Source organism: uncultured Gimesia sp. (assembly GCF_963976445.1).
Classification (GTDB): domain Bacteria; phylum Planctomycetota; class Planctomycetia; order Planctomycetales; family Planctomycetaceae; genus Gimesia.
The window spans coordinates 168,900-175,320 of record NZ_CAXBKP010000013.1 but is presented as its reverse complement, the minus strand read 5'-3'; the positions used below and the strand labels follow the sequence as shown (position 1 = coordinate 175,320).

Below are 6,421 nucleotides of genomic sequence, written 5' to 3'. Positions count from 1 at the left end.
ACAGTGAAACGTTTCTGTGTGCCACCGCTCGGCTTGCCCGACGGTGCTCGTTCGAAATCAGAAAGACATTCCAACCGGTGTTGCCGTAGGGTGCGGCCCTATGTGGCCGCCCGCAGGGTTGGGGTTGCATGCAGAAGCAACTGACGCATGCATCAACTGGCCCCATTCTCAACGTGATAACAATTCGACTCTCCCCAGGCGGGCAGACACACAGGTACTGCCCCGACGACTGAGTCGCCGGATCGTCTGAAGCCTGCGGGTGATATTTTCAGTACGCATTCTCAACAGTTTCCTGCTCGCTGCGCTCGGCCCGAATTTCATTCGGGCCCACCCCTTGATTTTAATTTCGTGCGTTTTCGAGTCTTTCGTGGTAGCAATCATTCTTGTGACTACTCTCTGATTTTCAGTTTGTGCCGTTGGGGGTGATGCATAGAATCTGGCTCAGTTTACTTCATCCGTTTCTCGTAGAGTGCATTGAATTCCTCGTCGCTCATGGCTTGGAGTTCGGCGGGGGTCAGTTCGGGTTCTAAATGAGTCTTCACTGGCATGTCGAGCCCCAGGAGCTTGTCCATGCGTTCGCGGGCACGGAGTTTTTCGCGCGGATGGGCTTTGGGGTCGTTAATCATGCTACGGTAAAAATGAAAGGCGTCGGAGCGGTGGTATTCTACCGAAATTCCTGTGCGTTCCACCATTTCCTTGCGGGCGCGTTTGATATACCGTTCGACGGAACGGCGGGAGAGATGGAATTCCTGAGCGACGGCCTGTTTGATATCTGACGTGTATTTCCCCATGCCGAGCATTTTTCTGATCAGACGAAGGACGAGCTTCCGCTGGTCTAATGAAAGTGATTGTCTTTTTTTGGGAGAGGTTTCCGACATGGGTTTTGATCCTTTGAGTAAATTCCGATTCACATATTCCATCTTGCTATATCTTGCCGGTCGGCGTGAAGCGGTCAAGAGACGATGGTCCTGTGATCGCTCGGGAACAGGTCATGATGTTCATCGAAGCGAGAATGAAGTGCCCGTGAAGACGATCGAAGAGAACATGAACAATGGGAAGTGGAATTGCGAGAGTCGAATCAATGTGCGAAAAACAAGTGGGTTTTATGGTGCTGAAATCAACAGCGGCAGATTGATTCCGCAGAAATGCGACTCTGCCTCACGCGCGCAACTCTATTAGCACATGTTAAAAAATGGCATCGCTGCGTCAACAGAAAGAAAACTCCCTGAATTTCAGAGAGTAGATAACGGTTCGCAGAATCGCACACGTGTCAAGCGAATTATTTTTCGCCGGATTGTAATATCACAGGGGGAGAGAAGGTTAAGTCTACTTTTCTCACTTGCTTGCCCAACGAAAAAATCCATGTTCCCGGTGATCAGAGGGAACATGGATTTCGCGTGTTTGGTTATATCACTGACAGTCGATCGGCTTCATCTAACTCTGTTGACTTAGCCGCGCCGATTCGGATGATCGGTTTTTTAGTGCGATCATTGTGTTGGATTCACGGCTGGTTGTTCAACGGCTGGTGGTGCGGCGTGTGGTTTATCCACCGGTTTATAAATCATTACCATGGCGGCACCGGCGGCTGCCAGGACCAATCCAAAGAAAAACCGCATGTCGGGCATTGTTTTCGCAGGGTGGAAAAAAGTGATCGTGGCGATGGTATTCACAATGGGGGCCCCGGCAAAAACGAGAGGTGCGACATAGATGGCGGCTCCTTTACCCCCGGTGGTAACGGCAAAAATCACGCAGAGTGCACCGATGGCTCCGGCCGTTCCGGCGAGAATTCCCCACATAATGGGGCCAGCATCAAAGTTGGGAACCCCTCTGACCGTGGGATCTTTTCCTAGCACAAAAATGAAGAAGGCAGGAATCAGGACAGCGACGAGGAAGTACGCGACCCCCACAAACAGGAAGGCCCGCAGGTTACTGTGCAGTTTCTGGGCGGCAATATGAACCAGAGGCACATAGGTTCCCCAAGAGAGTGCAGCACAGGCAACAAAAATTAAGACAATCGTCCATTTCGACATGATTAAAACTCCTGGATTTGTGGAGAGGATGGATTATTTCCAATGGCGAGAAATTCAAGGTGTCATGATAGTAAGTTTGTGAATTCGCAGCACCCGACAGGCATGATATTTTGAATGAATCAGGGAAAAGCGGGTCTGTACAAACTCTTATTGCGCGCGTAATGTCGCCAGAATCGGAGCGCGGACGGCATCGGCGACGGCCAGTAAGGCAGCCAGCATACCCACAACGAGAACAGTAGAAAGAATGATAAGCCCACTTTCCCAGGGAAGATCGGCGCCTGTTGACAACAAATGGGGCAGCATCGCCAGAAGAGCCGAGATGGTTCCGGACATGAGCCCCCAGACTAACAAGAACGCGTTTTCCGCGAGCACGATCAGCGCTACATTGCTGCCCGTCATACCAATGGCGCGAAGCAATGCAAGTTCGCTACGTCGTTCGACGACGTTACGTAACATGACGGTGGCCAGTCCCAATGTGCCAAGCAGCAGCCCCAGGCCACCCAGTGTTTGAAATGTGGAGAGGTAAGTATTTTGCACAGCCAGGAAATCGGCCAGTCGATTGGCGACGAGGTCGGCATCGAAGCCATATTCGGTGAGCCCGGTTTCCAAAATCCCCGAAAGCTGGGCGGCGTCTTCCGGAGGAACTTCGATCAGAAAATATTGAAAGCCGGCCTGTTCGGGAAACAGCTTTTGGAAGTCGGTTTCCGAGACAAGAAGGACTCCCTGAAAGATGCTGCCATCAAACATACCTTTGATTTTCAACTTGTGTTCGGGGCGTTCGTCGGATGGAATGCCGACGGTGGCGCCGACGCCTTTATGCAGGCTATACATCAACGTATTCATATCGCCGAGCGCGGGGATTGATCCATCCTCTTGTGGTTCGTTCAAAAGTTTCCAGGGATTATCGCCGGGGGTGTCAGCGAATTTGAAGCCGCCCCGTTCGATCAGTTCCTGTGGGACACCCAGGATAGTGGGGACGCTGGTTTGATAAATATTCAGACAGCTGGCATTTTCGCCTGGCTTAACGCGAAATGGAATCGGATTCATTTCGCTTAATAATTTATGAGTCTCTGGATCATTGGGAATGTTGACCAGAGTTTTGGCGCGGCCGTCAGCCGTATTCAGATCATAGATCAGTGGGGAGGTTGACTCGGCGATGATGGTAAAACCACCGTTGCCGGAATTCATATCAGGCGTTTCAACGGCCGGGTTCCGATGACCGGCGGCGACGGAGACGAGCACGAACGTGGCAGACGCGATCAGCGCGGTGGTTAAGACACTGCGTTGACGAAAGCGGCCCGCATTGCGGAAGCCGAGCTTGATCAAGGCTCGCATACCGGTACCTTTAATGGGGATGGCCGATTCAATTCTGAGTCTGCTGGATAAAAAGGAAAGACTGGCAACGAGAGAAAGTATGCCGACCAGAAAGAACGAAACTGTCTGCCAGGAGAAACCGGAAAAGGCTTCCTGTTTGGGAATGAGGAGGGAGATTGTCGCCAGTAGCAGAATGAAAGCGGCCACGGAGGATGCTTTATAAACATAACCGACGCGGCGGGCGTCTTTGGCTTTGTCAGACTCCGGCGTGTTTACCCCCAACAGCATGCTGCGAATCGAGAGTTGTTTGAGTTCGGCCATCGCGCGCCAGGTGACAAAGGTAGAGCAGAGTACCGAAATCATCAAGCCGACGATGATACTGGTAGCCGTGAGATCAAGATATAAGAAGCGGGTTCCGATGGCCCCGATCCACCAGGTTTTTAAGCCATAGAGCATCAGCCAGGCATAACCGATGGCAGCGGCGATGCCGAGGATGCCTCCGAGCAAAATGACGGCGAAGGCTTCTTTGAAGATAACCTGCCTGACCTGCTGCGGAGTGAAGCCGATGGCCGACAAGAGACCGATGGATGAGACGCGTCGGTCGATGCCGAGCTTGAACAACAGACGGATTAAAATAATCGCGGAGAGAATAATAAAGAAACTGAAGCCGATAAACAGACCGCTGAAATCAGTCGTGCCACTGGCAGCCATCAGGCCGAGGAACTTGATGGGTTGGACCGTCAGTCCCATTTTGAAGACGTCAATTTTCTTGAGCACTTCATTGCCGAACAGGTTTTCCGATTCCTTAAGCGACTTATCGGCCAGGGGGCTGACGCGTAATGAAGTCAGACTGCCGTAACGGCTGTTCCATAAGTTTTGCGCTGTCTCCAAAGCGACAAACGCTTTGGGGGTAGCTTTGTATTTATCCCAGTAGGCTTCATCCCGATCGGTGACTTTGTCGAGTTTCATGGGGAAGGGTTGTTTCCAGTCGCCGAAGGTGTCGGCATCGGTGATGCCTTCCATTTCCGGAGTGAGCTTTCGGTCAGCGGCGGGAGTACCATCGAGGGCAACAATGCCGCGGACGTAGAAGGTTTGTTCGACTTCAGGCAACTCTCCCCGCGAGCCCACCACATGATATTTCATGAGCACGGCCTCGCCGACTTTGGCGTTCAGATCTTCTGCCAGCCATTCGTTAAGTACGATTTCATTTTCTTTAAGAGGCAGCTTTGGTTTGTCTCCGATGAATTTGAAAGGACCAAAGGGGGCCTGTTCGGTGAACTCGATGCCAACCATGATCGAATACATCGAGAAGCGTGTCTTAGGGTCGGGTTGCTTCGAGACTGCGGGCCTGATTTCATTGGCGATGTAAACCATCACGGGGGACGCGGTGAGCATGAGAGACTTCGCCGCCGTTCTGCCCGCCTGTTCGATTTGCGGGTCGAGAATCATTTGTTCGCTTTCCAGCGAGAGATAGTTGAACGCCTCGTTGGGGGCGATTTTGAGATTTAAGTCTTCGAGTTTCAATGCTTCTTTGAAAGCGGCTTCCAGGTCCTTCGCGATTTCGAGCGCGGCGGGAGTGGTGCCTGCTGCTGGATTATCGGAACTGAAAAACAGGGAGTTCACACGAGCGGGCCGTGATTTCGGATTGCGACGCGAGGCTTGAATTTCATCCAAGTCTAACGCCTCTTGGAGCGTGCTTAAGGAAACGAAGAGATCCAGTGGCAGCTGCTGATTGGGCATGAGCGCCAAGCGTCCTGCTTTGGAAGACTCATCAAGAATCGCGCTGACGGTGAGTGTGATTTCGACCGATTGTTCTTCGCGTTCGCCGAGCAGCGAATCACGGGGAATGGCGGAGGGGAGTTCGATCCAAAGCGTGATTTCATCGCCAACATCAGCCTCTAGCTGTTCTGCAACGCGCGCATTGAGAATCGCCTCGTCACCTGAGGGATGTTCCTGGTTCTGGTGTTCGAGTAGCGACCAGAGCCGCTCATCGGTACCAAAGATATTGACCTGTCCGACGCGTAGATGCTGTTCTTCTTGATTTTTTTCCAGGCTGCCTCGGAGCAAGAGCGCGGGGGCGATGGTTTTGATGTTGTCGGGTAAATCGGGTGATTCCGCGAGGTCAGAGGCGAGTTGTTCGCGGAAAAAACGATGGCCGGAAACGACGAAATCGATTTGTCCCAGGCGGTCGAATGTCATTTGCCGCAGGCTGGCGCGGACGGAATCTCCGACAATTAAGGCCCCCCCGATCACGGCGGTTGCCGCGATGACTCCCAATAGGACAGCCAGGTTGGTGCGCCAGTAATACATCAGGCTTCTGATGACAAATCGCGTTTGATTCATAACACGAACTCTTGTGAAGATTTTGAAAACGAATGTCAGACCGCTTCGGTGACGAGCAGTCCGTCGCGTAATCTCTGATGTTGGGGGAACAGGGTCGCCAGTTCGCTGCTGTGGGTCACGCAGATGAGGATCGTATTTTGTTCCTGATTGATTTCGAGCAGCAGTTTGCCGATCGATTCGGTATTGGTGCGGTCGAGATTTCCCGTTGGTTCATCGGCCAATAAGAGACGGGGATTATTTATCAAGGCACGGCAGACGGCGACGCGTTGTCGTTCGCCACCCGAAATCTGTGCGGGTCGGTGCTGCATGCGGTCTTGCAGGCCCACGCGTTCGAGTAGATGGCGGGCCCGTTCTTCGGCACCAATCGCCGCTTCCTGATTGACCATGGTCGGAATTAAAACGTTTTCCAGAACGGAAAATTGCGGCATCAGATGATGGTCTTGAAAAATGAAACCCACATTCTGATTGCGATACTCGGCCTGTTCTTTGGCGTTCAGAGCGAACGGGTTTTGGCCGAACTGGATGACTTCACCGGAAGTCGGTTGGTCGAGGACTCCCAGAATGTAGAGCAGGGTGCTTTTCCCTGAACCGGAAGGACCAGTGATGGCGAGGGCGTCTCCCCGGCTGAGTTCAAGGTCCACGCCGGCCAGAATCGGCAGTGATTCGGCAGCGATCGAAAATGCTTTGGTTAACTCGCGGACAATGAGCTGGTCGTTGGAGTCATTCATGATGGT

At 52.5% G+C, this 6,421-nt stretch carries 4 protein-coding genes; all 4 read right to left on the bottom strand.

The genetic code is table 11. The features are described 5' to 3' along the window. Positions 1-446: 446 nt before the first annotated feature. The 4 genes from AAC022_RS15890 to AAC022_RS15875 all read right to left on the bottom strand — a co-directional run bounded on the left by AAC022_RS15890 (position 447) and on the right by AAC022_RS15875 (position 6,415). On the bottom strand, positions 447-878 hold the full coding sequence (locus tag AAC022_RS15890; protein ID WP_339732503.1) for a hypothetical protein: 432 nt from the start codon (positions 876-878) through the stop codon (positions 447-449). Positions 879-1,487: 609 nt separating this feature from the next. After that, positions 1,488-2,030, bottom strand: a complete 543-nt coding sequence (locus AAC022_RS15885; protein WP_339732500.1) for a hypothetical protein — start codon at positions 2,028-2,030, stop codon at positions 1,488-1,490. A 147-nt stretch (positions 2,031-2,177) separates the two neighbouring features. Further along, complete coding sequence (locus tag AAC022_RS15880; RefSeq protein ID WP_339732498.1) at positions 2,178-5,687, bottom strand: FtsX-like permease family protein; 3,510 nt, start codon at positions 5,685-5,687, stop codon at positions 2,178-2,180. A 35-nt stretch (positions 5,688-5,722) separates the two neighbouring features. Next, entirely contained in the window at positions 5,723-6,415 is a 693-nt protein-coding gene (locus tag AAC022_RS15875) for an ABC transporter ATP-binding protein (RefSeq protein ID WP_339732496.1), read from the bottom strand. Positions 6,416-6,421: the final 6 nt, after the last annotated feature.

What these genes read in the sequence shown, in the direction of transcription:
- AAC022_RS15890 (WP_339732503.1), bottom strand. Translation starts at nt 878, where the DNA reads ATGTCGGAAACCTCTCCCAAAAAAAGACAATCACTTTCATTAGACCAG.
- AAC022_RS15885 (WP_339732500.1), bottom strand. Translation starts at nt 2,030, where the DNA reads ATGTCGAAATGGACGATTGTCTTAATTTTTGTTGCCTGTGCTGCACTC.
- AAC022_RS15880 (WP_339732498.1), bottom strand. Translation starts at nt 5,687, where the DNA reads ATGAATCAAACGCGATTTGTCATCAGAAGCCTGATGTATTACTGGCGC.
- AAC022_RS15875 (WP_339732496.1), bottom strand. Translation starts at nt 6,415, where the DNA reads ATGAATGACTCCAACGACCAGCTCATTGTCCGCGAGTTAACCAAAGCA.